Here is a 22984-nt window from a genome sequence, read left to right on the forward strand (position 1 = left end):
TTTCCATTCCCCATTCCCCACGTCCCATTCCCGCCATGAAAAAAGCCGTCGTCCTCGTGTCCGGAGGCATGGACTCCGCCGTCGTCATCGCCATCGCCCGCGAGCAGGGCTATGCGGTGCATGCGCTCAGCGTCCGCTATGGCCAACGGCACACCTCCGAACTCGATGCCGCCGAGCGGGTCGCGCGCGACCTGGGCGCGGTCGAGCACAAGACCGTCAGCGTGGACCTGCGCAGCATCGGCGGCTCGGCGCTGACCGACGACATCGAGGTGCCGACCGACGCCGATGGCCATCCGGTCGGCGACGCGGCCCCCGAGGGCCACATCCCGGTGACCTACGTCCCGGCGCGCAACACCATCATGCTGTCGATGGCGCTGGGCTGGGCCGAGGTGATCGGCGCCGCCGACATCTTCTGTGGCGTCAACGCGGTCGACTACTCGGGCTATCCCGACTGCCGCCCCGCCTTCATCGAGGCCTTCCAGGTCCTGGCCAACCTGGCGACGAAGGCGGGCGTGGAAGGCGCCGGACTGCAGGTGCACGCCCCGTTGCAGCACATGAGCAAGGCCGACATCGTGCGCGAGGGCCTGCGCCTGGGCGTCGACTTCTCGACCACGGTGTCGTGCTACCAGGCCGACGCCGATGGCCGCGCCTGCGGTCACTGCGACGCCTGCCGCCTGCGCGCTGAGGGTTTCGCCGCCGCGGACGCGGTCGACACCACCCGCTACTCCTGAGCCGTGCGCCGGGCCGGGCACGGCGTGGCCGGCCGTATCCCACTCCGCGCGGCCTTGCGCTAGAATGCACGCCCCCGATGCAATGTCGGGCGAAGGCCACGGCGGCCCATGCCGCGGCTTCCGGATCCCCCGGGTCGTTAGCTCAGTCGGTAGAGCATCGGACTTTTAATCCGCTGGTCGTTGGTTCGAATCCAACACGACCCACCATTCCAATCAGACAGTTACGCGATTCCGGAGCCCTCGGAATCGCCACCTCCCGAAAATTCTCCCGAAAATTCAGCCCCCCTTGGGGGTGCGACGACGGGCAGCTCGTGGTCATAGACGTCGGTCATGCGCGCCGAGCGGTGGCCGCCGGCGGTTTGCTTGTCGGACTTGTTGCCCACCGTGTCCGTGATGCCGCGGTGCTTCATGGCATGGAGCCCGAAGCGTTCCTCTGGGGTGATGATGCCGCCCTTTTCTGGCGGGGCGATCGCTGCGTGCATCAGTCGCTGCCACGCTGAGTCCAGGCTCGACTTGCGCAGGGCGTCGGCGTCTTCGGCCACGATCAGCGTGCGCTCGCTGGGCTTCAAAAAGACGGGACGGCCCGTGCGTTCGTGTGCCGCCTTGCGAAGTTCGCGCGCGGCGTCGACGGCCGCCCGCAGGCGGGGAGACCAGGCCATGAGCCCATCGTTGCTGCCTTTACGCCGGTTGGTGACAAGTCCCGCCTCGGTGATATTGGCATCCGTCAGTGTAATCACCTCAACGCCGCGCAGGCGGCACAGGTAGGCGAGTTCCATGCAGATCCAAAGGTAGGGCGGGCATGACCCCGCGGTGCGCGTCTGACGGGCCCCACGGGCTCGCGCGAACTCCAGGACCCGGTTGTACGTCTGGATATCCGGAACGCGCACCTGAGGCTTCACGCTCACTTCCTGGACGCCGGCGGCTGGGTTCGTAAGGCACTTGCCGTGGTTGATGCCCCACCGGAAGCAGCGGCGCAGATACCGCAGCCAGTGGTTGGCCTTGGTCCGATGGCCCTTCGCTGCAGTAACCTCGACCAGGCGCTGGATGACCGGAGGTGACAAGCGGTCGACCGTCATTTGCCCGAACTTGCCGCCGGCCTTTGTCGGCAGCTCCTCGAGATGATCGCGGTAGCGTTGGTAGTCTCGCTGGGTGCGGGGCGCGAGGTCTCGAAACGCGACGCTCTCGTGGAAGTGCTCGAGGACATAGGACACCGTGCCCTTGGTGGAGCCGCCCGCGCGTCGTTCCATGATGTCGTGAAGCTCGGATAGGCGTGCGCGAGGACCTGCAACAGTGACGGTACGGGTCCTACCCTCGGGGTGCTCTTCGCGCACGTACCACCGGCCCTTGCCGCTCGCATCGAAATAGATGCCCCGTGGCAGGCTCGTCTGGTCGACGTGCGCCGGGATCGCCGGGTTATGCTTTCGCTTGCGACCCCGGGTCATGGCCGAGCAATCTCTGCTGCGGGCGGCGCGTCTTCGGGTGAGGCCGCCGAGTAGGCTTCGGAGAAGAGCGTGAAGCCGAAGAAGCCTAGTACGATTAGGCCTGCTCCGAGTCCAGTGATGACGGCCGGATAGAAGATCCATGGCTGCCATCCATTGATTACGTCCACGGCTAAATTTGATCGGTCAATGGCTTGATTTGCCGTGAGACCAAGCTTCTTGCTGCGGGTGAGGCTCGCAGATGAAACTGCGGTCTTTGCCAGCTCGAAACTAATGAACAGCAACAGGGAAAAGGCGATCATCAACCCGGAGAGGCCAAACAGCCATGCGGGCATCTTCCCCGCAACGGTCGTCCAAAGCGCGAAGAATCCGCCATAGCCCAGGAGCAGGATTACGTTCGCGTAGTGCACCTCGCGTTCTTGGTGCCGCTCCAACTGATCCCAAGCGTCACTACGTGGCAAGGTCAATCGAGCATGGCTTCGCCGGGCACCCTCTTCGAGTGCTTGGACGCGCTTGTTCAGGTGCTCGAATGCACGCTTCATTTCTTTGAACCAATCGGGGTCTCGCATTCCCATCAGAACACCTCGTCAGCCGTTAGCGTCGCGGTGCCATCATTTGCGGCCTGCAGGCCGATGGCGGCATTCAAGGCATCGAGCGTCGTCCAGATGCCGCCCCTGCCGTCATAACGGTAGCGCACACCTTGCTCTCGCGCCCAGCGCTCCACCGTTGCCAGACGGGGGTGGCCGCCTGGCTGGCAAAGTTCCTGCAGGTCTTCAAACTGAAGGACTGGGCCGATCACTAGATCAGAGGCTCCCCCGCGGCCCCACCGGCGGCAGCCCGCGGCCGGGGACGGGCTGGGTCGCGGTGCCCTGAATGGCCGGACGCCCCGGGTCGTGCTCGATGAGCTCGCCCACGAAGCCGGTCGGGCGAAGGCGCTTCGTGCCGACGGCCTTGATCATGTCGACCTCGACCTTGGCCGAGTTGATGATGGTCTGGGCGACGTCGGCGACGCCCTTCGCCTTTTCGAGGCTGATCTTGTCGCTGCGCAGGTCGCGCATGGTCTCGAACAGCGCGGTGCGCAGCTCTTCAACGGTGTGGGTCATGGCTTGGCTTTCCTACGTCGATGGTTGATGGAGCGCACCAGGCCGGCGCGCTGGCGGATCACGCGCTTGAGCGGCGCGGGCAGGTTCTGAATGGAGTTGCGGCGCATCCGCTCGGCTTTGCTTACCAGCTCGAGGTTCTCGATCCGCAGATCGCTCTTGTCGCCATTGAGGAAGCCGACCTGGTGGCCGGGCGGCACCGGCCCGCGGTGCTCCTCCCACATCAGCACGTGGACCGCGCGCCAGCGCTGCTGGAACGGCCTGTCGTCGTTGATCTTGCGCTGCAGGTAGCCGTCCCTGCAGAAGCGCGTGGCGCCGATCGGTTGGTAGACCTCCCGTGCGCGGCCGCCGCGGTGTCCCTTCTTGAATTGCGTCTCCGCCATCCTGCCCGGTGCCCAGCCCGGCGGGTGTCGCACACCCTTGTTGTGGGGCACCTGGTTCGGCTTGAAGCGGGAGGCCACGGTGTTGGGATGCGTCCATGATGCCCAGAGGTGTGCGTGCGGGTTGCGGTGGTAGCCCGGGCCCTTGTGGAGACCGAGCTTGTGGGCCAGGCTGTGCACGCTCGCGACCGAGCGCCCAACGAGGTGGGCGATGAGGAAGGTCGGCCAGTCCGCGTAGTTGATGCGCACGGTTTCGATCTCGTCCTCGGTGTAGGGCGCGCGGCTCATTCTCCGTCTCCCTGGCCCACGTCCTCGGCGCGTGGGCGCTTCCCACGCCGGGTCTTCTCGCGGCGTGCAGCCGCCAGCAACGCCTGCATGGCGGGGATCCGCTTGGCGAGGTCGGCGATGTTCGCCGCGAGTGCTGCATCGGTCATGCGGTGCACCGCGAAGTTCAGGAATCGGCGGTTGGCGGGGCGGCTCATGGGATGGGCCCCTCCGGCGGTATGCGCATCCACGCGCGCGGATCCTGGATCCCGGCCGCCCGCAGCTCGAGGCGGTAGGCAATACAGGTCTCGGCCTCCTGGACCGAGGCGTACAGGCCGCCCACCACGCCGTGCGCGTCGCCGGCGCGCCAGCTGATCCCGAAGCGATCCCCCTTTGGGACGACGCTGTAGGTGACGCCCTGCGCAGCAGTCCGGACCTCCGCCGGCGGTGCCGGCGGAGGCAAGGCGAACAGATCGAGCTGTGGTGCGCTCACGCGGCCTTGCTCGCCTTCTTGGCCTTGGGCTTGGCCGCCGCGGCGCGCTTCTTGGCGGCCTTCTTCGCCGGCTTCTTGGCGGCTTTGCCCTTCGCCGCGCTACCGTAGCTCGGCCCGCGCAGCGTCTTGGGCAGCCAGCCGGTACCGGCCAGCAACTTCGCCGCCTCGGCCGCCAGCTCGCCCTTTTTCAGGCCCTCCACCGACTTGGCCACGTCCTTGCCCTTGGCCTCGGCGATCGCTGCCAGCAGGTAGGGCTTCGGGACGCGCCCGACGAAGTTGTCGCAGCCGGGGTTCCAGCGCTCCGCCATGTCGAAGCCGATGGCCTCGTGCAGCTCCTGGACGCCGGCGTGGCCACGCTCGTGGTCAGTCATGCCGTCGAAGCTCTGGGCGACCAGGTAGGCGAGCATGTCGAGCAGATCCTGCTGCGGCTGCTTGATCAGCCAGGTCAGTCGCTTGGCGCGGGGCATCTTCATGCGACAGGCCTCCGCCACCTCATCCTTCGGCCGCAACGCGTTGTAGTTGTCCGGTGCGATCGCCGCGGCATCGGCGCCCCGGCCCCCGCTCGCGGTGAGGAGTCGCGCGTGACTGAAGGTGCCGGCCAGGTCCGAGGCGAAGCGATCGACCAGCAGCGCCAGCGCGAGCTGGGGATCCCGGCTCACGTGATGGCGAGCCTCTTCGCTGAGATGAGCGCTGAGGTTGCGCAGGACGGCCGCGCTGAGCGTCGGTGCCTTCGGCTTCGCCGGCGCACTCGCGTCCGCCCCGCCGGTGACCGTACCGCTCTTGCCCAGCTTCTCGCCCGGCTTCAGTCGGCCACAGCTGACCTCGATGCCATTGTGGCCCACCGTGACCAGAGCGCCGGCCTGCGCCATGATCCGCTCCGGCCAGATCTCGCTCTTCCGATCCTCGATCTTGGTCAGTTCATCCTGAAGCGCCCAGCACTCCTCCTGCTCGGCGTCGGTCAGATCCTCACTGCCGTTCTCCAATTTCTCGAGACGCGCCTCGACTTCCGCTTCACGTGCAGCGTCCTCCGGGGTCGCATGTGCGAGCTCGACGTCGATCCGCGGAGCGGAGGGGAACTCGGCACGAGCCGCGTAGTCCAGATCGATGCGCGCTTCGACCCACGACCAGCCCGCGTCGCGCAGCGCCTGTGCGGTCTGTTCGAGGCGATCCATGGCCAGTTGGTCCAAGAGGGCCCGGTCGGTCAGCCAGGCGCGATCGCTGAAGAGGTCGCGGCGCACGGTTCCGCCGGCCTGCTCGTAGGCCTCCAGCCCCACGAACTTCGCGAGGGCATCGTCTGCCGACACGTCGCTCTGGGTGAGGAACTGGCGCAGATGGTAAGGGCTCCGCTCGTAGTCCTGGCGGTTCTTGCCCCAGGCCTGCTTCTGCAGGTCGTGGTTGTCGGTCAACGCCAGCACCTGCAGCTGCTCGAGCGTCATGCCGCCGTCGCGGTAGACCTGCACCAGGTCCGGATTGACGTTGGCGAGCTTCAGCCGCTGGCGGACGACGCGCTCGGTGACGCCGAAGTGGGCGGCGATATCCGGGATCGGCTTGCCCGCATCGATCATGCGGCGGAAGGCGTCGAACTCGTCGGCCGGGTGCATGGCCTCGCGCAGCGTGTTCTCGGCCGTGGAAGCCTCCACGGCGATGTCGGCGTCGTCGACCACCAGGCAGGAGATCTCCCGCAGCGTCGTCGGCAGGCGGCCCTGGGCGTCGAGCAGCTGCAGGGCCGCGAGGCGGCGGCCACCGGCGATGACCTCGAACGTGCCCGCGTCTTCGGCCGGCAGCACCGTGAGGTTCTGCAGCAGGCCATGCGCCTCGATGCTGGCGGCAAGGTTCTCGACGCCTTCGCCCTGGGTCTTGCGGGCGTTGAGCGGTGACAGCTGCAGGTGGGCCAGCGCGATGCGCTGCAGGGACGCCGCTTCGGCGCGCGCGAGCGGGGAGACGGCGTTCATGCCGGCACCTCCGCCACGTCGTTCGGGTGCACGCGGTACAGGTGCGCCGGGCAGCTGAAGGCCGGCTCCGGGGTCGACAGCAGGGTCACCCAGTGGCCCTGGGCGGATGACTGGGCGCCGGACTTCAGGTGCCAGGCTTGGATGCGAGCGCCGCGCTTGGCGGCCGCGCGCAGATCGGTGTACTCGTCCTTTGCGTTCATGGTGACCTCAGCGGCTGGAAGGGGTGATGGCATGGCCGCGGCCAAGCTGCGCCAGGAGGCGCTCGGGCTTGGCGGCGATCGCGAGGGTGGACTCGGCGGCCTGCAGGGCGTGCTGGTCGCGACGCCACTCGCGTGCGAGGGCGCGCAGGCCTTCGGCCGTGACCTGCAGGCCTTGGCCTTCGGTCTGATCGGCAAGGGCGTCGAGCTGGTTGGGGCCGCGGGCGGCGTCGTCGTGGGTGTTGAACATGGGCAGTCCTCAGGCGGCGCGCTTGCCGCGTTTCGTGGGATGGATTTCGCTGCGCTCACGGCGGAAGGCCTGGGCCTGCCGCTCGCGCTCGGCGATCGAGTGGGCGGTCTCGCCCATGGCAAAGGTCTGCACGCGGCCGCCGCCGGCGACGAAGGCGTCGACGTGGCGCGCGAGGGTGTCGCGCAGGGGTTTCTTGACCTCGACGGCCGAGCACATCGTCGCGACGGTCGGTGCGGCATCCCGCACGGTGGCCAGCGGCGCTGCCGGCGAGGTCGGGATGCGGTGGGGCGCGGCCCTGGTCGCGGCGGCGACCTCTCCCGCGCGCAGCGCGAGCGCGACGCGCTTGGGCTCGGGCTTCGGCGGGGCTACGGTCATGCCACTGCGGCGGTCGACGAAGCTGGCGGCATTGGTGAAGAACCGGTTGCCGCGCTTGTCCAGCTTTCCGTGCTTGACCATGGTGGCCAGCATCGAGGCCGTGGACCGGCTGGGCCCTTCGCCGACCAGGAAGCGATGGACCTCTCCGGTGGTCGCGCCGTTCGCACGGCTGGCAATGAAGGTGCGGACCCGATTTGCCGCGGTGGACTTGCCGGCCGTCATGCTTGGCGCTCCGCCGACTGATCGCCGCAACCCGGTCCGGTCAGGCCCTTGTCGTTGGGGTCGGTGAACTCGCGCCAGTCCACCCAGCCACGCTCCGGGCAGTGAAATCCCCAGGTGCGGAGGCGAGGCCCCGTGATGAAGAGCGTCCAGCACGAGAGGGGCGTGTCATTGCTTGGCTGGCTCGAGACGAAGTCGCGGATCTTGAATAGCTCGATCCGGTGCGCCCGGCGTGGCCCGCTCAGCTTGATGCTGGGGGCGCTACGCTCGCGGCGGTGATGGATACCGCCCGCGGCGATCGTATGCTCGATGTAGCCACCGCTAAGCAGAATGCTGCACCAGGGCCACGGGTGATCGTGTAGGGCACGGTCGTCGTCGTCGCGCAGGAAGCAGTGCAGGTAAACGTTGAACACTGGATTGCGCGGGATCAGGAACCAACGCAGCAGGTAAGGTTGTTCAACGCCGCCGACCACGAAGTCCGGCGCGCGTTGGCGTGCCCAGGCAATGAGTGCGGACGCAGCCTTCTGGATCATGCGGCGCCCGCCCGCGGGCCTTTCGCCGCCTCGGCAATCGCCTGCGCCAGCTGCAGACCCTTGGACGTCAGGGCGAAGCGGGTCGGGAAGCCCGGCTGATCGGACTCCACCAGGTACTCGCGCTCGAGCATCAGCATCAGGCGCTTGGTGAAGGTCTCCACCTGCAGCGCCTGGCTGCGGTTCGCCTTCGGGTAGGCGCCGGCGGCGACGTAGCCGGCGCGCTGCCGGGTGAAGCTATGGGAGGGCGATGCCAGGGCCGCCAGAAGCGCGCGGCGCTGCAACGGTGACAAGCTCTGAAGTGTCGTCATGGAATCCTCGGACTCAGGCAGCGGCCGCGACGACCGCCGCGATGCGCTCACGCACGCGGGGCAGGTCGGACAGCGGGATGTGGCCCATCGGATCGCGCCAGCGCAGCTCGGTGATGGCGCGGTTGGGCGACGGCACCGTGGCCACGCGGCAGCGATGGCACTCGATGTGGAAGTGGGGCGGGCAGGGCGAGCCCACGCGATGGCCCGCCGGGGCCCCGCGGGTCTCGACGAGCTGGGGGCGGTGGCCCTGGACGCAGGTGGGGACGTCCGCCGGCAGCGGACGGCTGTGCTGGATCATGGTCAGAGGCCTCCGGTCGAGGTCTTGGGGTTCGCCAGGGAGAGGAAGCCGGCGGCGGTGCGCATTCCGGCGCAGAAGCCGAGGCACAGGCAGACGTAGGCGGTGATCAGGACGGTCATCGCGACGCCCACCCACGCAGGCGGCCGGCGATCGTGTGGCAGGTGTCGGCGGCCACCAGGTCGAACCAGTCGGCCAGCCATGCGGCCGACAGGCGGACCCAGTAGTCGGCCCAGGCACGCAGGCGGGCGTTCATCGCGCACCTTCCTGCGCTTGCACCGGCGCGGGCTGAGGGGGCCATGCGGGCGGTGGGTCGCCGCCGAACAGGCGCAGCCACTCGCGGCCGCTCTGCTCGCGCACCGGTCCCCAAGACGCGAACTCGCGCTTGATGTCCATGGGGGTCATGACGCACCGCCTTGGACGCGGGCGAGGACCGCGGCGCGACGCTCCGCATGGTCGGACAGGTCGCGGGTCGTCAGTTCCGCGCCAAGACGGCCCTTCTCCCGCTCGGACAGGTTGTCGTTGAGGTAGGAAAGCAGGAGGGCGACAAGCCTCGCGTCTGCCTGCTGTGAGTCGACCAGCCTAGCGACGGCGGCGATCGCGTCGTCGGCGCGCCGTGCGAGCGGGTTCGGCTTGCTCATGAAGGTGACGGGGCATTGCGACCCCGGCGGCAGCTGTGCCCGCATTTCGCGCAGCGTGTCCAACACGGCATTCATGCCGCACCGCCTTGCAGCGACGCCAGGTCACGCCGGGTGCGCTGCAGCTGGAAGGCGACGGCCTGGCCGTTGCGGCCGGCATTGAGCTCGGCCAGGACGGCGCGGATGCACGCGCGTCGGTCTGGCGGGGAGGGTAGGCGGTTGGCCTGCGCTAGGGCGTTCTCGATGGGGCGCAGCGGGATGACGGTGGCCATCAGCGCACCTCCGCAAGTAACTCGGCCGCCAGCGCTTCGGTGCGCAGGGCGGTGCGGTGGAGTCGGTTGCCCCGGCGGTTGTGCCGCAGGCGGTGCTGGGCCTGGCCTGACTTGCGGTGGGCCTCGGCATAGATGTGGTCGCGGGCCGTGGTGCGCAGCACCGCGCGCACGCAGGTGGGAACCATCGGGATGGGGAGGGCGGCCAGCACGGCCTGGTGCTGGGCCTCGAGATCGCGGGTGTCGGTGGTGTCGAACATGTGCGCCTCCATCAAAGATGAAGGGCGGCCGGGCCCGGCGCTGGGGGAGAACGCGCCGGGCCCGGCTCTGTCCGCCTATGGCCGCATCGGGTCGGCCGGGGCGGGTGCCCTGCCGGTCCTAGGGGGAGCCGGCAGGGCAGATATAAGCACACTTACATCTTCATATGCAAGCGGGCTTATACATGGGGTTGCTATCGTCGGGCATTCAGCCTCAGGGGAGACCGAAGTGCAGATTGTTTTCTTGCTGATTTCCTTGGCCGCGTTCTTCGGCGGCGTGCTTCTACTCGGTGGGGCGAAGAGTGCGATTCACGAGATCCTCGCCGGCGTCACCTTCCTCATCTGGGCGGTGTTCTTCGTCGGTGCAGGTGTCATCGGCGCTATCCGAGAGGCGGCCAAAGAACTGCTAGCTGCTCAACAGAAGTAGTCGGCTTGAAGCCTGAGTTCTCAGGCGGGCCGCCAGGCGTATGCCTGAGATCACTAGATCAGAAGTTGCGGAGCGTCCACCAAGCTGCCACCCGCCCGGCAATGTGTAGTTGCTCGATTTCTTCTGGCGCCACGTCTTCGGGCGGGTATGCCGGGTTCGCGGACTGGATCTGAAGTCGTCCCGTTCGCAAATTGGGGACGAGACGCTTGATCAGGGCGCGGCCCTGCCAATTGAAGACGTAGATGCCTTCGCCTTCGTAGTGATCAATGCCGGTGTCGACGAAGACCACGTCGCCGTGATTGATCACACCGGCCATGCTGTCGCCACGCGAGCTGATCAGCTTGACGCGGTCTAGGTCTCGCGGGAGGTTCTGGCGCGCCCACCATTCGGCGACGTCCAGGAACTTCACGACGTCGGGTTGCTCGTCGCTGTAGGTGCCATAGCCCATGTCCCCCTCCATGTTCAGTAGCGGGAGACGAACGTATCCAACGGGTGTCTCTGAACCTGCGACGTAAGTGGCGGGCTCGTCAGCGACGCCGATGCGCTCTCGCTTGGCGGGGCCGCTTCCGTCAATGAGCCACTCGATCCGGAAGTCGGTGTAGACCCTCCCCAGCTGCACAGCAGTCGTCCCCTTGAGCGACTTCGTCGTGCCGTCCTCGAGTTGATAGAGCGCAGACGGCGAGATGCCCGCCTTGTGAGCGGCGATCGCAGGTTCGTTGTAGCCAGACTCGACGCGTGCATGCGTGAGCCGTTCGCCCAGGGTCATAGCCATGTTAGCGAGCTTATAGGGAGCTCATATAAGCGCCCTTGCACGTATCGTATAAGCATGCTTATACTCGTTGCCCATGGACATGCCGCCCATCTCAAAGGCTGAAGCGATCGCCGCTTACGGAGGCAATGCCTCCGCGCTCGCAAACGCGCTCCGGATCACGCCATCCGCCGTCTACCAGTGGCCTGAGGGGCCGATACAAGAGCGCCACGCCCTCAAGCTCCGGTTTGTCCTCAAGCCCGACGTCTTTGGCCCCACGCAGGACGCACCGACGCCGGAGGCCGCCTGAGATGTACTTGTCAGTGTTGGCCTGTGATCTCCCTGTAAGCCGCCTCTGCCCCGAAGGCGGTAAGTGCCTGGGTGTCGACATCTCGGCCGGTCTCCCTGCACCAAGCGGCAAACTCAGCGGGACGCACTTTGGCCTTGATGGCCCGGACGCCTTGGTCTTTGAGGCGTTTGAGATTCTGCTCAGCGGCGGCTTCCCATTCGGCGAAGGTCGGGTGCCACCTGCGTTCCGGCAGGAGCGCTTTGAATGACTCGTAGTCGTCTGCCTCAAACCACGGATGGCCCACTGCTTGAACTTGGTTTTGCATCGCCGGTCTCCGGTGTTGTGTTGGCTGGGTCGCGTGTCCAAGGCTACACCGGGGGCCGGTCCCATACTGAAGAACACCGCCGCGAGCGCGGTCCCGTCAGTCCTCAAGTGGAAGTGTCGCAACGCATCCAGACGCAGTGGGCGGGGCAGCGGAATGATGTTCGTCATGGGCACCATGCTGACGTGCAGCATCAGGTGCGCGCATGAAGCCCGCGCCTCATTTTCTGCCGCCGCGGCAGTCGGTCATCTACGGCTATACGCGCCGCATGCTTGATGAGACGGCCACCAACGCCAACAGCTTCGCCATGGCCGTTGCCGAGCACTACGTCGCCACCGTGGCGCCCGACGTGCGCCACGTGCCGTTCAAGCTGGGGGAGGGCGATGCCCTGCTCGCGGCGATGAAGGCGAACGGCCAGACCCTTCGCCGCTACATGGATGGCACCGTCAAGGTGCTGCCCGTTGATCTCGAGGATGCATGGGTGATGGCGCTGCCGGATCCCTACCGGAGCGCATGCGAGCGCGACCTGGCCAAGCGCCGGGGCCGGCTCTCCATTGCTGCGATCGAGGACGCCCCGCATGCCCCCGCCGTGGGCATGGCCGCGCTGGCGACCGAGTTTGCGCAGCTGGTGGAGGCGCTGGCCCCGGCGCTGGCGGACGGCAAGCTCAATGCCGACGACCTGCCGCACGCCAAGCGAATCCTCAACGAATCCGACGACCTGATGGCCGCCCTGTTGGGTATGCGTCGCCAGGTGACCGCACTGCTGCCCGAGGGGGACGCCGCACATGCCTGACCAGATGGACCAGGTGCAAGCCATGAACGAACTGCACACCGAGAACGCCTTGCGCACCCACGCTCGGCGCGAGCGATCGCAGGGACTGACCCACTGCGAGAACCTGGACTGTGGCGAGCCCATCGCGGCGGTGCGGCAGGCGATGGGTGCGCGGCTGTGCGTGCCTTGCCAGAAGGGCGAAGAGGCCGCGGCCGCGCACCAGCGAGCGTGGCGCCGTTGATCATGGCCGCCCGCCGCGCCCTGCCGAGAGGTGTCCATGCCGGCGACCGGCCGTTGCGGCACCGGGTTTCGGGGCGTGCTCTCGAAGGCATGGCAAGGGCCCTCGATGCCCTGCGCGCGCCGGCGACCGGCATGACCCACGAACAGGCGCTGGCAGAACGCGCGCAGTGGGTCGCGGAAGATGCGGCCAAGCGCCTGCCGCAAGGCTGCCTCGCGCTGGAGCCGGCGAAATGAGCGTGAGCCATTGCATGGGCAAGGCGCTCGAGATTGCGGCGGGCCCCCTGGACACCTGGGCTGGCAAGATCGCGGCGCTGCCGGACGCCTGCCTCCACAGCGACTGCGGGGCGCCGCGCAATTGCCGCGAGCGTATTGCCGACTACCTGCGCGTGCAGTACCGCGCCGCGAAGCGTAAAGCCGCCATGCCGCCCAGGAAGGGGCCGCGATGAGCCGGATCGACGTCGGAGCCCTGAGAGCGCAAGTCGATATCGTGCAGGTCGTCGGTGCCTACGTCGACCTGAAGAAGGACGGGCGCGAATACAAGGGACGCTGCCCGTTCCACGACGAGCGCACGCCCAGCTTCTATGTCTCGCCCAGCAAAGGCTTCGTCCACTGCTTCGGATGCGGTGCCCACCACGACGTGATCGACTTCCTGCAGCGCTACGAGAACATCACGTTCCAGGAAGCCTGCGCACGTCTTGGCGGCGAGTCATTCCGGCCCTCGCCGGAGGCCCGTCCCGCGCAGCGGGCCCCCCAGGTTGAACAGGTGGGCGGCAAGTGGGTGCCGCTGATGCCCGTCCCGGACGACGCCCCCGAGCTGGTGCAGGGCGATGGCTGGACCGTGCCGGTGTGGAACGTGAAACGAGGCAAGTTCTCGCGCTTCAAGCCAGCCACCGCGTTCGACTACCGCGACAGCCAAGGCCGGCTGATCGGCTACGTCCTGCGGTGCGAGTTCAAGGACGGAAAGATCACCCCGACGGTGACCTGGTGTATCGGCCCTGACGGGGCGATGCAGTGGTGCATCCAACCCTTTCCCCGGCCGCGGCCCTTGTTCGGCCTTGACGCGCTGGCAGATCGCCCGGCCGCGCCGGTGCTGCTGTCGGAAGGCGAAAAATGTCGCGCGGCTGGCGCTGACGCGCTGCCCATGTACGTGTCGGTCAGCTGGGCGGGGGGAGGCAAGGGCGTGGCTTACGTCGACTGGTCTCCCTTGGCCGAGCGTGATGTGGTGCTCTGGCCGGATGCGGACGACGCCGGCCGCCAGGCCATGCTCGGCCACCGCGACTACGCGGGACGCTTCCACGTCGGGGTCGCCCAGCTCCTCAAGCAAGCCGGGGTGCGCTCGATGCGCGTGGTGGATCCCGCCGGCCAGCCCAAAGGCTGGGATCTGGCCGATGCGCTGGCGGAGGGCTGGACCCCGCGCCAGCTGGCTACCTGGGCGGCGCATCGCGTCGCTGAAATCGACGTGGTGCGAGGGTGAGCGTGGCGCGGAAGCGATTGGAGGTCATTGACGGCGGCGGTACGCCGCCAGGCGGGGGCTCGCCGGGCGACAGCGATTGGCGCGTGGCCTTGACGACGAACCGCGACGGTCGCATCGAGAGCACCTTGCACAACTTGATGCTCATCCTCGAGCACGACGACCATTTCGCCGGCGCCTTCTGGCTCAACGAGTCGAGCAACCAGGTGGTGCTGGCCAAGGATCCGCCCTGGGTGGGCGGCAACCGCGACGAGTTCACCGACACGGATGCCTGCGAGCTGGCGGCCTGGCTGCAGCGGCCCGATCGCTACAGCATGCTGGTCAGCGACGAGATGGCCCTCAAGGCGGTCATCACCGTGGCCCGCCGGCACAGGCGGCACCCGATCCGTGAATACCTGCAAGGCCTGAAGTGGGATGGCACGCCGCGCGTGGAGCGCATGTTCGTCGACCTGTTCGGGGTCGAGGACCGGGCATACAACCGCCACGCCGCCCAGTGCTTCATGGTCAGCGCTGTCTCGCGCATCCTGTGGTTCGACCCCAAGCAACCCATGGTGGGCGCCAAGGTGGACTTCATGCTGGTGCTGGAAGGCATCCAGGGCAAGAAGAAGACCACGGCTATGGGCGTGCTGTTCAACCCGAGCTGGTACGTCGAAACGCTGGAGTCGCCCTCGGGCAAGGACTTCTACCAGGTGATCCTGGGGTGCTGGGGCGTGGAGATCGCCGAGATGGACAGCTTCACGAAGGCCGATATCACGGCAGTGAAGGGCGCCATCACCCGCCGCGTCGACAAGTACCGTGCGCCGTACGAGCGCGTGCCTCGGTCCTACCGCCGTGAGTGCGTGTTCGTCGGCACCACGAACGAGACCGAGTACCTGCGCGACCACACGGGTGGCCGACGCTTCCTGCCGGTCCGGATCCAGGACGGGGGGCAGATCGACCTCGACCGGCTCCAGGCCGCGCGTGACCAGCTGTGGGCCGAGGCGGTGGCGATGTTCAGCGCGGGCTTCCAGTGGTGGGACCTGCCCGACGACGCCGGCGACGAGCAGGAGGCGCGCTACTTCGAGGACAGCTGGGAGGGACGCGTTGCGCGTTGGCTCGACGGCAAGGACCCTGGCGAGAAAGCGTACCCGTCGAGGCTCTACGGTCGGGCGCCCACCTGGACCACCACCGATGAGCTGCTGCTGTTCGCCATTGGGGTGGACGCGGCCAGGCATGGCCGGCCGGAGCAGATGCGCGTGGCCAACATCATGAAGCGCTTGGGATGGCGCCACGATCGCGGTATCGTGCCCGGCGGGCGTCGTGAGCGACGATGGCTGCAGCCGGGCCTGACCTGGGCCGCGATGGCGGCCGCCGAGACGCCTGGCAAGGCAGCAGGGGGTGACGATGACATCCCGTTCTAGCCCGACCTCGGGCGCGCTGCCCAACCTCTGCCCAACCTCCTGCCCGACCTCGGGCCTTTCGCCGTGGGCATTGCCCAACCTGCCCAACCTTTTGCCCCTCGCGTGTATGGAGTGGGTCCGCCACTACATTCTCCCCATGTGTAATAACAGGTTGGGTAGGTTGGGTAGGTTGGGAATAGCCAATAGCCGCAAGGGTTTCCGCTGCCCAACCTCCTGCCCAACCTCGGGCGAGGTCGGGCAGGGGGAGGAGGGCCCGGTCGGTCGAGACACCGCGAGGGCCGTTGGCCACCGGCGCGCGGGTCCTCCCGGGGCGCCGGCTGGTGCGGGTAGCGAGGCCGCGAAACTCGTGCAAGTTTTTGATTTGGTTATTGGTTCCGGGGTTCCGATGGTGGCAGGGGGTTCCGGTGACCGCTGAATCCCGCTTCATGACGACCGCCGAGTACGCCCAGCACCGGGGCTGCAGCGACTCTTACGTGCGCCGGATGCGCCGCGACGGCCGTCTGATCCTGGCGCCGGATGGCAAGCGCATCGACGTGGTCGCCAGCGACGCGCTGCTGGCCGAGACGAGCGATCCCGTGCGCGGGGGCGACCGGACGGGCAAGCCGGCCCCCGTGGACGCGCAGGGCGCGCCTACTGCGATCGTGGCGCCCCTGCACGACCGGGTCGACCTGCGCGAGGCGATGCGCCGCGAACGGCTGGCCAAGGCCCGTGCGGCCGAGCTGAGCCTGGGCGAGCAGTCGGGCGCGTTGACGCGCACGCACGACGTCCGCCGCGACACGTTCACGCTGGCGCGGCAGGCGATGGAGCGCCTGCGCCGGATGGGCAGCAAGCTGCGCCTGAAGCTGGCCGCCGAGAGCGACCCGCATGCCTGCGAGCAACTGATCAACGACGAAGTGGCGCGGATCAGCGAGGAGATGCAGAAGGCGGCCCACGCCCTGACGCAAAAGCGGCCGATGCCGACCGAGGACGCCGCATGATGCTCGAGACCTTCGACGTCGACTTCGACGTCCAGCTCGCCGACGCGAGCGCGGTCGTCGCCGCGGCCTGGGCGGAAGGGTGGACCATCCCGGCGCGAATGACGGTCAGCCAGTGGGCCGACAAGTACCGGCAGATCGCCCAGGGCGCCGGCGCCGAGCCGGGCGAATGGCGCACCAGCCGCACGCCGTACCTGCGCGAGATCATGGACGCGCTGAGCGAGCACACCCGGGTCACCGACGTCACGTTCAAGAAGTCGGCGCAGATCGGCGCCACCGAGGTCGGCATCAACTGGGTCGGATACGTGATCGACCGAGGCCTGGACTCGATGATCGTGGCCCAGCCGGTGAAGGACCTGGCGCGCAGCTGGAGCGTGTCCAAATTCGAGCCGGCCGTAGCGATCATGCCGACGCTGCAGGCCAAGCTCGAGAGCGACAACACCTTCGAGAAGCAGTTCCCGGGCGGCACGCTCTGGACGATCTGGGTCAACTCGAGCAAGCAGCTGCGCCAGCGGACCGCGCGCTTCGTGTTCCACGACGAGTACGACGAGTCGCCGACCGATATCGGTGGCCAGGGCTCGGCCGCCGAACAGCTCGCCGCCCGCGCGATGTCGTACGGCGATCGCGCCAAGCGCTACCGGGCCTGCACGCCGACGGTCGCCGGGGCGAGCCAGATCGACGACGACTTCCAGGACGGCGACCGTCGCCATTACCGCGTGCGTTGCCCGGAATGCGGCGCGCACCAGGTGCTCAAGCCCGACAACCTGCACCCGCAAGGCTTCTTTGCCTGCATCGCCCACGGCTGCGAGATACGCGAGCACCATCGCGAGGCCATGCTGCGCGAGCGCAGTGCCTGCCCGGACTGCGGTGAGGTGCCGCTGCGAGTGATCCATGCCCAAGAAGGCAAGGGGCGGCTGGTCTTCGCGGATGTGTGCTGCCGGACCGTCATCGATCCACCTGCGCCCGACGGCGCCTTCTGGGAGCCCACGAATCCGGAGGCTCCGCGCTCGCACCAGAGCTATCACATCTGGGCCGCCTACTCGCCGGAGGGCATTGGCGACTCGTGGAAGGCGATCGCCGACAAGCGCGCCGCCGCCGAGAAGAACCCAGACAAGCTGGCCGGCTTCACCAACCTGGTGCTGGGCGAGGTCTACGAGGGCGAGCGCAAGACCCAGAACGCCGAGGACGTGAAGTCGCTGGCTGAGCCGGGCGTCCATGCCGGCGTCGTCCCGGAGGCGGGTCTGATCCTGACCGCCGGCGTCGACCTGGCGCACGACCGCTTCGAGGTTCAGTTGGTGGCGTGGGGTCGTGGCCAGCGAGGGCGCGTGGTCGAGTACGCCATCCTCGATGGCGATCCCTCCAAGCCTGATGGCTATGCCGAACTCGACCGGTACCTGCAAGGCGTGTGGCACAACGTCTATGGCCGGCCGATGCACATTCGCGCCGTGGCGATCGACGGTGGCAACTGGACCGAGATGGCGGCCAAGTTCGTCCAGTCGAAGGTGGCGAGCTCGGGCCGCGACCGGATGATCCAGGTCGATCGGGGCTATCGCACACAGGCGCTCTACCTGATCCGCGGCCGCGCCGAACACAAGTCCGAGCGCGCGGTGTACCGCCCCTCCAAGACCGAGGTGAACGACCGCGACAAGACACTCGCGCGAAGCGTCGGTGTCTGGGGCGTGGGCACCAGCGTGCTCAAGCACATCATCTACGGCTGGCTGTCGTCGGCGATCCTGGCGAAAGAGGCCGCGGACAAGGACGGTGAGCCGGATCCGATCGACGCGCGCATGATTCGTTTCCCCGGCGGGCGGGGCGAAGAGTACGACCCGCTCAAGCCGGATCCGGGCGCCTTGGAGCCCAAGTACTTCGAGGGCCTGGTGGTGGAGTACTTCGACGAGGCGGCGAAGAAGTGGATCCGGCCGAAGGGCTCGTACAACGAGCCGCTGGATACGCTGGTCTACGCGCTGTGGGCGGCCTACGCACCGGCGGTGAAGATCGATGCAATGCGCGAGGCGCAGTTCAAAGCCCTGGAAGCAGCCCTCCTGCCGGACCCACAGGACCTCTTTAGCCAGCCGGCCGATGATTCCCGTGAAACATCGACGCCCGCGAAGCCCGCCAGTGCGCCGCCCCGGGCAACACCGAAGCGGGGTGGCGTCGTGGATGGGGAGTGGAACATCGGATGAGCAACAGCCGAGACCTCGACAAGACCGAGGCCCTGCGCGCGGAGCTGGTGCAGGCGATCGTGGAGGACCTGGGCGCGACGGAGTCAATCGCGCTGCCGTTCGCCAACGTCATCGTCGACTACCTGCAGCGCGAATATCCGGGTGAGCGTCTGTACATCCCCAAGCCGGGTCGGCAGTACGACGTGTCGCAGATGGAAGTGGAGCTTCGCAACGGCGCCGACGCATCGCGCGTCGCGGGACGCCATGGAATCACAGTCCGTCATCTGCGCCGTCTGTTACCAGGCGGACTACCAAAAGGTGGCGCTGAAGCGGCCTAAATGTGCTCCGCGGACATGTTTTGGCAAAACGTGTCCGCACTCAATCCTGAAACGTAAGCAGGGCAAGGCTTTCAGATTCTGTCGCGGACACGTTTTGCCTACGAATGTCCGCGCGACCCCGGCAACCTACTCATGTGCCGACCGTCAACCAACAGCGACTCGACCTCTACCTGGCCGCCGAGGCGAAGATCCTCTCGGGCCAGTCGGTGCGCTTCGGCGACCGCCAGCTGACGCGCGCGGACCTTGAGGCAGTCCAGAAGGAGATCGCCCGCCTGCAGGCGGTCGTGGATCGCGAGGCACGCGTCGCAAATGGTGGGGGCCGCTTCTCCCAGGCCGACTTCGGAGGCCGGATCTGATGGCGGGCTTGACCGCCACCGTCGCCCGTGAGCGCCTGCAGGCCCTGATCCCCACGGATCACGCGGTCATCGCTGCGGAGGCGCGCCACGACCAGACCCGCCGCGAGCTGGACTCGGCCCGGCGCGTCCAGGCGGTGGTCCACGAAGCCACCCGCCCAAGCCGCAGCCGCAAGATGGCCCTCGACCACGGCAGTGGTGACCGCATCGTGGGACTGGACGCCAAGCAACTGCGCGACAGCGCCCGTGCGCTGTGCCGCGACCACGACGTGGCGCGGACCGTGCTCTCGGTCCTGGTTCAGAACGTGGTCGGGTCGGGCATTGACGTGATCCCGGCGCCACGCCGGCGCGGCGGCAAGGTCGATCGCGGCCTGGCGCAGGACCTGCGCGATGCCTGGGACCTGTGGTGGGACCGCCCGGAGGTCACCTGGCAGCACGATTTCGGGAAGTCGCAGCAGCTCCTGTTCGGTGGCTGCGCTCGCGACGGCGAGTCCTTCTTCCAGGACCTGACCGGCCGCATCCCGTACCTCGACCACGGCACCGAGGTGCCGTTCTCGATCGAGATGCTCGAGGCGGACCTCATCCCCCTCGACTTCAACGACGAGGCCCGCAACATCCGGCAGGGCGTCGAGCGCAATGCCTGGGGGCGCCCGGTCGCCTGGCATGTCTACAAGCAGCACCCGGGCGACGGCCTGTACTGGAAGGCCGAGACCAAGCGCGTGCCGGCCGAGTTCATCTGTCAGCTCGCCAACATCGACCGCATCCACCAGGTGCGCGGCTTGTCAATGTTCGCCCCCGTCATGAACCGGCTGCGCGATATCCAGGACTACGAGGACAGCGAGCGCATCGCGGCAAAGGTCGCCGCCAGTCTGTGCGCGCAGATCATCAAGGGCGACGCTAGCGGCTATGGCTCGAGCAAAGACCCGGTCACCGGGCAGGCGCTGGAGGCGGCGGCCTACCGTGCCCTGACCATGGTGCCCGGCATGATCGGCGACGACCTGCTGCCCGGCGAGCAGATCGAGATCCTCGACAGCAAGCGTCCCAACCCGAACGTCGCGGTCTACATCAACGACCAACTGCGCCGGGTCGCCGGGGGTACCAGCACCAGCCACAGCTCCGTGTCGAAGAATTACGACGGTACCTATTCCGCGCAGCGCCAGGAGTTGGTGGAGCAGTGGGGCGCGTACGCCATGCTCGGCGAGTTCTTCACTGCACGCACGATGCGCCCGATCTGGACCCGCTTCGTCCAGGCCTGCCTGCTGGCGCGCATCGTGCGCCTGCCCCGCGGATGGACGCAGCGCGAGCTGATGGCCGCCATCTTCGTGCGGCCGCAGATGCCCTGGATCGATCCGCTCAAGGAAGCGCTGGCCCGGGGCGAGATGGAGGACCGCGGCTGGCAGGCGCCACAGCAGAACATCCTGCTGTCGGGCAACGACCCCGAAGAGGTGCTGCGCCTGCGTGAGGACTGGCGCGACCAGACCGCCGGCCAGTCGACGCCTCAAGACACGAACCCCGACGACACGCGCGCATCGCGGCGGAGCCTTGCCCGCGCCCTCGCGCTGAAGGAGCCCGAATGACCATCAAGCTGAAGAAGATTCCGCAGGCCATGCGCGCCATCCTGGGCCGCGGCGGCGACCGGCGTACCTCGGCCGCGGCGGCCGCCCGCGCCGTTCCCGGCCGTATGGAGGTGCGCGCCGAGGCCGGCGATGACCAGGCCGAGCTCCTGATCTACGGCAACATCGGCGAGAGCTGGTGGGAGGACACGGTTACCGCCAAGTCGGTGGTCGACGAACTGGGCGATATCAGCGCCAGCACCATCGTGGTGCGCATCAACAGCTACGGCGGCGCCGTCTCCGACGGCGTGGCGATCTACAACGCCCTGCGCCGGAAGGCGAGCGAGGGCGCCACCATCGACGTGCACATCGATGGGATTGCGGCCTCGATCGCCAGCCTGATCGCGATGGCCGGCGACACGATCACCATGCCCGACAACACGCTGATGATGTTGCACGCGCCGTGGGGCTTCGCCCACGGCAACAGCGCCGAGCTGCGCGAGTACGCCGACGTGCTGGACACCTTCGGCAAGGCGATGGCCACCAGCTATGCCCGCAAGAGCGGGCGTCCGGCCAGCGAGTTCGAAGCCCTGTGGGCGTCGGGCAAGGACTACTGGTACACCGCCGCGGAGGCCGTGGACGCCGGCCTGGCCGATGAGGCTGTGGATACCGAGGCGCCGGAGGAAGCCGAAGAGGACGCCGCCGCGAGCGAGGCCGCTCTCCAGCGCCTGTCCGCGCGAGCGCCCCAGCACATCGCCGCACAGCTCGACGCGCTGCTTCACCCGCGCGACTCCCGTGCGACGGCCGCCGCTGCCGCACACCCCACCCCCCGTTCGCCGGCGGCCGCCGGCACCACTTCGCCGGCCGTGTCCGGCATCCATGAGGACATCGACATGCCGAACCCGACCCGCACCGCGGCGGCCGAACCCGCGGCCAACCCGCAGAACGCCGAGAACCCGATCGCGGCCCTGCAGGCGCGCAACGCCGAGATCCGAGCGATCGCCACCCCGCACCTGGGCCACCCGGACGTGCGGGCGTACTACGACGAGGTGATCGCCGGCGCCGACCCGGACGTCACCGCGGACGACGTCAGCCGCCGCATCCTGGCGCTCATCGGCCAGGGCCGCGAGCCCATGAACGGCAACGCCGCCGTGGCGGCCGGTGACGATGACCGGGACAAGAAGCGCCAGGCGATGGCGCTGGCCATCGACTCGCGCCTGGGCGTGACCCGCGCGGCAGGCGACAACCCCTTCCGCGGCCACACCATGTTCGAGCTCTCGCGCGCCTGCGCGGAAGCGGCGGGGGTAAACACCCGCGGCATGGACCGAATGGAGATCGTGGCCAGCTCGTTCACGCACAGCACCAGCGACTTCCCGCTGCTGCTGAGCGACGTCGCTCACAAGTCGCTCAAGCGCGGCTACGAGGAATCGCCGGAGGTCTTCCCGCTGTTCACCCGCCCGGTCACGCTGACCGACTTCAAGCCAACGAGCCTCGCCGGCCTGGGCCGCTTCAGCAACCTCGACATCGTGCCCGAAGGCAGCGAGTACAAGTACGGCACCTTCAACGAGTCGGGGAGCCCGCTGCGCCTGGTCACCTACGGCAAGATGTTCAGCATCACCCGTCAGGCGGTTATCAACGACGACCTCAATGCCCTGGCGGACGTGCCGCGCAAGATGGGCCAGGCCGCCAAGCGCACCCTGGGCAATGCGGTGTTCTCGATCTTCACCAGCAACCCGGTGATGTCGGATGGTGTCGCGCTGTTCCACGCCGACCACAACAACCTGGTTTCCCCGGGCTCGACCATCAGCACCACGACCGTCGACGGTATGCGTGTGCTGATGGCCACGCAGAAGGACGCCGACGGCAACGTGGTGCGCGTGCCGCTGAAGTTCCTGGTGGTGCCGGTGGGCCTGGGTGGCCTGGCCCGCACCGTCCTGGAAAGCCAGTTCGAGGTCAGCGGCAGCAAGAACAACACGACCCCCAACATCGTGCGCAACACCTTCGAGGTGATCGAGGATCCGCGCCTGGACGCCGCCGATCCGGCGGCCTGGTACGGCGTGGCCGACCCCACCTTCTACGACGGCATCGTCGTGGGCTACCTCGATGGTCGCCAGGAGCCCTACCTGGAATCGAAGCAGGGCTGGAACGTCGATGGCACCGAATGGAAGGTGCGGCTCGACGCCGCGGCCGCCGCCGTGGACCACATCGCCCTGGCGAAGAACCCCGGCGCGTGAC

General features: G+C 67.9%; 36 protein-coding genes and 1 tRNA gene. 16 read left to right on the forward strand and 21 right to left on the reverse strand.

Annotated features, from left to right (window positions below; all coding sequences use genetic code 11):
- Positions 1–35: 35 nt before the first annotated feature.
- Together queC and FKV25_RS01855 are read left to right on the forward strand one after the other, a co-directional pair.
- On the forward strand, positions 36–731 hold the full coding sequence (queC, locus tag FKV25_RS01850) for a 7-cyano-7-deazaguanine synthase QueC (protein ID WP_141517090.1): 696 nt from the start codon (positions 36–38) through the stop codon (positions 729–731).
- A 131-nt stretch (positions 732–862) separates the two neighbouring features.
- A tRNA-Lys gene (locus FKV25_RS01855) sits at positions 863–938 on the forward strand.
- 14 nt (positions 939–952) lie between these two features.
- On the opposite strand, the gene FKV25_RS01860 is transcribed toward FKV25_RS01855, so the two are convergent.
- The 19 genes from FKV25_RS01860 to FKV25_RS01940 form a co-directional block, all read right to left on the reverse strand.
- Positions 953–2173 carry a site-specific integrase gene (locus tag FKV25_RS01860; protein WP_141517091.1) on the reverse strand — a complete coding sequence of 407 codons (1221 nt, stop codon included), beginning with the start codon at positions 2171–2173 and terminating at the stop codon, positions 953–955.
- Positions 2170–2745, reverse strand: a complete 576-nt coding sequence (locus FKV25_RS01865) for a hypothetical protein (RefSeq protein WP_170218471.1) — start codon at positions 2743–2745, stop codon at positions 2170–2172. The genes FKV25_RS01860 and FKV25_RS01865 overlap by 4 nt, the downstream gene beginning before the upstream one ends.
- Positions 2745–2969, reverse strand: coding sequence for a hypothetical protein (locus tag FKV25_RS01870; RefSeq protein WP_141517093.1), 225 nt, complete (start codon positions 2967–2969; stop codon positions 2745–2747). Before FKV25_RS01870 ends, FKV25_RS01865 begins: the two co-directional genes overlap by 1 nt.
- A 4-nt stretch (positions 2970–2973) precedes the next feature.
- On the reverse strand, positions 2974–3273 hold the full coding sequence (locus FKV25_RS01875; protein ID WP_211345340.1) for a hypothetical protein: 300 nt from the start codon (positions 3271–3273) through the stop codon (positions 2974–2976).
- Complete coding sequence (locus FKV25_RS01880) at positions 3270–3938, reverse strand: HNH endonuclease signature motif containing protein (RefSeq protein ID WP_141517094.1); 669 nt, start codon at positions 3936–3938, stop codon at positions 3270–3272. The genes FKV25_RS01875 and FKV25_RS01880 overlap by 4 nt, the downstream gene beginning before the upstream one ends.
- Positions 3935–4132 carry a hypothetical protein gene (locus FKV25_RS01885; protein ID WP_141517095.1) on the reverse strand — a complete coding sequence of 66 codons (198 nt, stop codon included), beginning with the start codon at positions 4130–4132 and terminating at the stop codon, positions 3935–3937. Before FKV25_RS01885 ends, FKV25_RS01880 begins: the two co-directional genes overlap by 4 nt.
- Entirely contained in the window at positions 4129–4407 is a 279-nt protein-coding gene (locus FKV25_RS01890; RefSeq protein WP_141517096.1) for a hypothetical protein, read from the reverse strand. Before FKV25_RS01890 ends, FKV25_RS01885 begins: the two co-directional genes overlap by 4 nt.
- The gene (locus tag FKV25_RS01895; RefSeq protein WP_141517097.1) at positions 4404–6359 is read right to left on the reverse strand and encodes a ParB/RepB/Spo0J family partition protein; all 1956 of its coding nucleotides are present in this window, start codon (positions 6357–6359) and stop codon (positions 4404–4406) included. The genes FKV25_RS01890 and FKV25_RS01895 overlap by 4 nt, the downstream gene beginning before the upstream one ends.
- Positions 6356–6559 carry a hypothetical protein gene (locus tag FKV25_RS01900; RefSeq protein ID WP_141517098.1) on the reverse strand — a complete coding sequence of 68 codons (204 nt, stop codon included), beginning with the start codon at positions 6557–6559 and terminating at the stop codon, positions 6356–6358. Before FKV25_RS01900 ends, FKV25_RS01895 begins: the two co-directional genes overlap by 4 nt.
- A gap of 7 nt (positions 6560–6566) precedes the next feature.
- On the reverse strand, positions 6567–6806 hold the full coding sequence (locus FKV25_RS01905) for a hypothetical protein (RefSeq protein ID WP_141517099.1): 240 nt from the start codon (positions 6804–6806) through the stop codon (positions 6567–6569).
- 9 nt (positions 6807–6815) lie between these two features.
- Positions 6816–7403 (reverse strand): hypothetical protein, encoded by a 588-nt coding sequence (locus tag FKV25_RS01910; RefSeq protein ID WP_141517100.1) that lies wholly within the window; start codon positions 7401–7403, stop codon positions 6816–6818.
- Complete coding sequence (locus FKV25_RS01915; protein ID WP_141517101.1) at positions 7400–7933, reverse strand: hypothetical protein; 534 nt, start codon at positions 7931–7933, stop codon at positions 7400–7402. Before FKV25_RS01915 ends, FKV25_RS01910 begins: the two co-directional genes overlap by 4 nt.
- Positions 7930–8241: a hypothetical protein gene (locus tag FKV25_RS01920; RefSeq protein ID WP_141517102.1), complete on the reverse strand. Its 312-nt coding sequence runs from the start codon at positions 8239–8241 to the stop codon at positions 7930–7932. The genes FKV25_RS01915 and FKV25_RS01920 overlap by 4 nt, the downstream gene beginning before the upstream one ends.
- 13 nt (positions 8242–8254) lie before the next feature.
- Complete coding sequence (locus FKV25_RS01925) at positions 8255–8539, reverse strand: hypothetical protein (protein ID WP_141517103.1); 285 nt, start codon at positions 8537–8539, stop codon at positions 8255–8257.
- 115 nt (positions 8540–8654) lie between these two features.
- Positions 8655–8792: a hypothetical protein gene (locus FKV25_RS16095; protein ID WP_170218472.1), complete on the reverse strand. Its 138-nt coding sequence runs from the start codon at positions 8790–8792 to the stop codon at positions 8655–8657.
- A complete protein-coding gene (locus FKV25_RS16100; protein WP_170218473.1) occupies positions 8789–8941 on the reverse strand; it encodes a hypothetical protein in 153 nt (50 codons plus the stop codon). The genes FKV25_RS16095 and FKV25_RS16100 overlap by 4 nt, the downstream gene beginning before the upstream one ends.
- The gene (locus FKV25_RS01930) at positions 8938–9240 is read right to left on the reverse strand and encodes a hypothetical protein (RefSeq protein ID WP_141517104.1); all 303 of its coding nucleotides are present in this window, start codon (positions 9238–9240) and stop codon (positions 8938–8940) included. Before FKV25_RS01930 ends, FKV25_RS16100 begins: the two co-directional genes overlap by 4 nt.
- Before the next feature lie 8 nt (positions 9241–9248).
- Positions 9249–9446 (reverse strand): hypothetical protein, encoded by a 198-nt coding sequence (locus FKV25_RS01935; protein ID WP_141517105.1) that lies wholly within the window; start codon positions 9444–9446, stop codon positions 9249–9251.
- Positions 9446–9703 carry a hypothetical protein gene (locus FKV25_RS01940; protein WP_141517106.1) on the reverse strand — a complete coding sequence of 86 codons (258 nt, stop codon included), beginning with the start codon at positions 9701–9703 and terminating at the stop codon, positions 9446–9448. Before FKV25_RS01940 ends, FKV25_RS01935 begins: the two co-directional genes overlap by 1 nt.
- 226 nt (positions 9704–9929) lie before the next feature.
- On the opposite strand from FKV25_RS01940, the gene FKV25_RS01945 reads away from it, so the two are divergent.
- On the forward strand, positions 9930–10127 hold the full coding sequence (locus FKV25_RS01945; RefSeq protein ID WP_141517107.1) for a hypothetical protein: 198 nt from the start codon (positions 9930–9932) through the stop codon (positions 10125–10127).
- Between the two features lie 58 nt (positions 10128–10185).
- Here FKV25_RS01945 and FKV25_RS01950 read toward each other — a convergent pair whose 3' ends face one another.
- Positions 10186–10899 (reverse strand): S24 family peptidase, encoded by a 714-nt coding sequence (locus FKV25_RS01950; protein WP_141517108.1) that lies wholly within the window; start codon positions 10897–10899, stop codon positions 10186–10188.
- A gap of 73 nt (positions 10900–10972) precedes the next feature.
- On the opposite strand from FKV25_RS01950, the gene FKV25_RS01955 reads away from it, so the two are divergent.
- Positions 10973–11185 (forward strand): Cro/CI family transcriptional regulator, encoded by a 213-nt coding sequence (locus FKV25_RS01955; protein ID WP_141517109.1) that lies wholly within the window; start codon positions 10973–10975, stop codon positions 11183–11185.
- A gap of 10 nt (positions 11186–11195) precedes the next feature.
- Here the strand turns inward: FKV25_RS01955 and FKV25_RS16105 are convergent, their stop codons facing one another.
- On the reverse strand, positions 11196–11489 hold the full coding sequence (locus FKV25_RS16105; RefSeq protein ID WP_170218474.1) for a hypothetical protein: 294 nt from the start codon (positions 11487–11489) through the stop codon (positions 11196–11198).
- 202 nt (positions 11490–11691) lie between these two features.
- On the opposite strand from FKV25_RS16105, the gene FKV25_RS01965 reads away from it, so the two are divergent.
- The 12 genes from FKV25_RS01965 to FKV25_RS02020 all read left to right on the forward strand — a co-directional run bounded on the left by FKV25_RS01965 (position 11692) and on the right by FKV25_RS02020 (position 22983).
- Positions 11692–12279, forward strand: coding sequence for a hypothetical protein (locus tag FKV25_RS01965; RefSeq protein WP_141517111.1), 588 nt, complete (start codon positions 11692–11694; stop codon positions 12277–12279).
- Positions 12280–12301: 22 nt separating this feature from the next.
- Entirely contained in the window at positions 12302–12499 is a 198-nt protein-coding gene (locus tag FKV25_RS01970; protein ID WP_211345341.1) for a TraR/DksA C4-type zinc finger protein, read from the forward strand.
- Positions 12500–12501: 2 nt separating this feature from the next.
- Positions 12502–12732, forward strand: coding sequence for a hypothetical protein (locus FKV25_RS01975; protein WP_141517113.1), 231 nt, complete (start codon positions 12502–12504; stop codon positions 12730–12732).
- A complete protein-coding gene (locus FKV25_RS01980) occupies positions 12729–12944 on the forward strand; it encodes a hypothetical protein (protein WP_141517114.1) in 216 nt (71 codons plus the stop codon). The genes FKV25_RS01975 and FKV25_RS01980 overlap by 4 nt, the downstream gene beginning before the upstream one ends.
- Positions 12941–13972, forward strand: coding sequence for a CHC2 zinc finger domain-containing protein (locus tag FKV25_RS01985; protein WP_141517115.1), 1032 nt, complete (start codon positions 12941–12943; stop codon positions 13970–13972). The genes FKV25_RS01980 and FKV25_RS01985 overlap by 4 nt, the downstream gene beginning before the upstream one ends.
- 2 nt (positions 13973–13974) lie before the next feature.
- Positions 13975–15369, forward strand: coding sequence for a virulence-associated E family protein (locus tag FKV25_RS01990; protein ID WP_141517116.1), 1395 nt, complete (start codon positions 13975–13977; stop codon positions 15367–15369).
- A 404-nt stretch (positions 15370–15773) separates the two neighbouring features.
- Complete coding sequence (locus tag FKV25_RS01995) at positions 15774–16346, forward strand: hypothetical protein (protein WP_246071836.1); 573 nt, start codon at positions 15774–15776, stop codon at positions 16344–16346.
- On the forward strand, positions 16343–18526 hold the full coding sequence (locus FKV25_RS02000; protein WP_141517117.1) for a terminase gpA endonuclease subunit: 2184 nt from the start codon (positions 16343–16345) through the stop codon (positions 18524–18526). The genes FKV25_RS01995 and FKV25_RS02000 overlap by 4 nt, the downstream gene beginning before the upstream one ends.
- Complete coding sequence (locus tag FKV25_RS02005) at positions 18523–18843, forward strand: hypothetical protein (protein WP_141517118.1); 321 nt, start codon at positions 18523–18525, stop codon at positions 18841–18843. The genes FKV25_RS02000 and FKV25_RS02005 overlap by 4 nt, the downstream gene beginning before the upstream one ends.
- A gap of 104 nt (positions 18844–18947) precedes the next feature.
- Positions 18948–19199 carry a primosomal replication protein PriB/PriC domain protein gene (locus tag FKV25_RS02010; protein WP_246071838.1) on the forward strand — a complete coding sequence of 84 codons (252 nt, stop codon included), beginning with the start codon at positions 18948–18950 and terminating at the stop codon, positions 19197–19199.
- Positions 19199–20773, forward strand: a complete 1575-nt coding sequence (locus FKV25_RS02015; RefSeq protein WP_141517119.1) for a phage portal protein — start codon at positions 19199–19201, stop codon at positions 20771–20773. Before FKV25_RS02010 ends, FKV25_RS02015 begins: the two co-directional genes overlap by 1 nt.
- Positions 20770–22983 carry a ClpP-like prohead protease/major capsid protein fusion protein gene (locus FKV25_RS02020; protein ID WP_246071840.1) on the forward strand — a complete coding sequence of 738 codons (2214 nt, stop codon included), beginning with the start codon at positions 20770–20772 and terminating at the stop codon, positions 22981–22983. The genes FKV25_RS02015 and FKV25_RS02020 overlap by 4 nt, the downstream gene beginning before the upstream one ends.
- Position 22984 lies beyond the last annotated feature (1 nt).

The sequence above is a fragment of the Marilutibacter aestuarii genome (assembly GCF_006546775.1).
In the GTDB taxonomy this organism is placed as follows: Bacteria; Pseudomonadota; Gammaproteobacteria; order Xanthomonadales; family Xanthomonadaceae; genus Marilutibacter; species Marilutibacter aestuarii.

What these genes read in the sequence shown, in the direction of transcription:
- queC (WP_141517090.1), top strand. Translation starts at nt 36, where the DNA reads ATGAAAAAAGCCGTCGTCCTCGTGTCCGGAGGCATGGACTCCGCCGTC.
- FKV25_RS01860 (WP_141517091.1), bottom strand. Translation starts at nt 2,173, where the DNA reads ATGACCCGGGGTCGCAAGCGAAAGCATAACCCGGCGATCCCGGCGCAC.
- FKV25_RS01865 (WP_170218471.1), bottom strand. Translation starts at nt 2,745, where the DNA reads ATGGGAATGCGAGACCCCGATTGGTTCAAAGAAATGAAGCGTGCATTC.
- FKV25_RS01875 (WP_211345340.1), bottom strand. Translation starts at nt 3,273, where the DNA reads ATGACCCACACCGTTGAAGAGCTGCGCACCGCGCTGTTCGAGACCATG.
- FKV25_RS01880 (WP_141517094.1), bottom strand. Translation starts at nt 3,938, where the DNA reads ATGAGCCGCGCGCCCTACACCGAGGACGAGATCGAAACCGTGCGCATC.
- FKV25_RS01885 (WP_141517095.1), bottom strand. Translation starts at nt 4,132, where the DNA reads ATGAGCCGCCCCGCCAACCGCCGATTCCTGAACTTCGCGGTGCACCGC.
- FKV25_RS01895 (WP_141517097.1), bottom strand. Translation starts at nt 6,359, where the DNA reads ATGAACGCCGTCTCCCCGCTCGCGCGCGCCGAAGCGGCGTCCCTGCAG.
- FKV25_RS01900 (WP_141517098.1), bottom strand. Translation starts at nt 6,559, where the DNA reads ATGAACGCAAAGGACGAGTACACCGATCTGCGCGCGGCCGCCAAGCGC.
- FKV25_RS01905 (WP_141517099.1), bottom strand. Translation starts at nt 6,806, where the DNA reads ATGTTCAACACCCACGACGACGCCGCCCGCGGCCCCAACCAGCTCGAC.
- FKV25_RS01910 (WP_141517100.1), bottom strand. Translation starts at nt 7,403, where the DNA reads ATGACGGCCGGCAAGTCCACCGCGGCAAATCGGGTCCGCACCTTCATT.
- FKV25_RS01915 (WP_141517101.1), bottom strand. Translation starts at nt 7,933, where the DNA reads ATGATCCAGAAGGCTGCGTCCGCACTCATTGCCTGGGCACGCCAACGC.
- FKV25_RS01920 (WP_141517102.1), bottom strand. Translation starts at nt 8,241, where the DNA reads ATGACGACACTTCAGAGCTTGTCACCGTTGCAGCGCCGCGCGCTTCTG.
- FKV25_RS01925 (WP_141517103.1), bottom strand. Translation starts at nt 8,539, where the DNA reads ATGATCCAGCACAGCCGTCCGCTGCCGGCGGACGTCCCCACCTGCGTC.
- FKV25_RS16095 (WP_170218472.1), bottom strand. Translation starts at nt 8,792, where the DNA reads ATGAACGCCCGCCTGCGTGCCTGGGCCGACTACTGGGTCCGCCTGTCG.
- FKV25_RS16100 (WP_170218473.1), bottom strand. Translation starts at nt 8,941, where the DNA reads ATGACCCCCATGGACATCAAGCGCGAGTTCGCGTCTTGGGGACCGGTG.
- FKV25_RS01935 (WP_141517105.1), bottom strand. Translation starts at nt 9,446, where the DNA reads ATGGCCACCGTCATCCCGCTGCGCCCCATCGAGAACGCCCTAGCGCAG.
- FKV25_RS01940 (WP_141517106.1), bottom strand. Translation starts at nt 9,703, where the DNA reads ATGTTCGACACCACCGACACCCGCGATCTCGAGGCCCAGCACCAGGCC.
- FKV25_RS01950 (WP_141517108.1), bottom strand. Translation starts at nt 10,899, where the DNA reads ATGGCTATGACCCTGGGCGAACGGCTCACGCATGCACGCGTCGAGTCT.
- FKV25_RS01955 (WP_141517109.1), top strand. Translation starts at nt 10,973, where the DNA reads ATGGACATGCCGCCCATCTCAAAGGCTGAAGCGATCGCCGCTTACGGA.
- FKV25_RS16105 (WP_170218474.1), bottom strand. Translation starts at nt 11,489, where the DNA reads ATGCAAAACCAAGTTCAAGCAGTGGGCCATCCGTGGTTTGAGGCAGAC.
- FKV25_RS01965 (WP_141517111.1), top strand. Translation starts at nt 11,692, where the DNA reads ATGAAGCCCGCGCCTCATTTTCTGCCGCCGCGGCAGTCGGTCATCTAC.
- FKV25_RS01970 (WP_211345341.1), top strand. Translation starts at nt 12,302, where the DNA reads ATGAACGAACTGCACACCGAGAACGCCTTGCGCACCCACGCTCGGCGC.
- FKV25_RS01975 (WP_141517113.1), top strand. Translation starts at nt 12,502, where the DNA reads ATGGCCGCCCGCCGCGCCCTGCCGAGAGGTGTCCATGCCGGCGACCGG.
- FKV25_RS01980 (WP_141517114.1), top strand. Translation starts at nt 12,729, where the DNA reads ATGAGCGTGAGCCATTGCATGGGCAAGGCGCTCGAGATTGCGGCGGGC.
- FKV25_RS01985 (WP_141517115.1), top strand. Translation starts at nt 12,941, where the DNA reads ATGAGCCGGATCGACGTCGGAGCCCTGAGAGCGCAAGTCGATATCGTG.
- FKV25_RS02000 (WP_141517117.1), top strand. Translation starts at nt 16,343, where the DNA reads ATGATGCTCGAGACCTTCGACGTCGACTTCGACGTCCAGCTCGCCGAC.
- FKV25_RS02005 (WP_141517118.1), top strand. Translation starts at nt 18,523, where the DNA reads ATGAGCAACAGCCGAGACCTCGACAAGACCGAGGCCCTGCGCGCGGAG.
- FKV25_RS02010 (WP_246071838.1), top strand. Translation starts at nt 18,948, where the DNA reads ATGTCCGCGCGACCCCGGCAACCTACTCATGTGCCGACCGTCAACCAA.
- FKV25_RS02015 (WP_141517119.1), top strand. Translation starts at nt 19,199, where the DNA reads ATGGCGGGCTTGACCGCCACCGTCGCCCGTGAGCGCCTGCAGGCCCTG.
- FKV25_RS02020 (WP_246071840.1), top strand. Translation starts at nt 20,770, where the DNA reads ATGACCATCAAGCTGAAGAAGATTCCGCAGGCCATGCGCGCCATCCTG.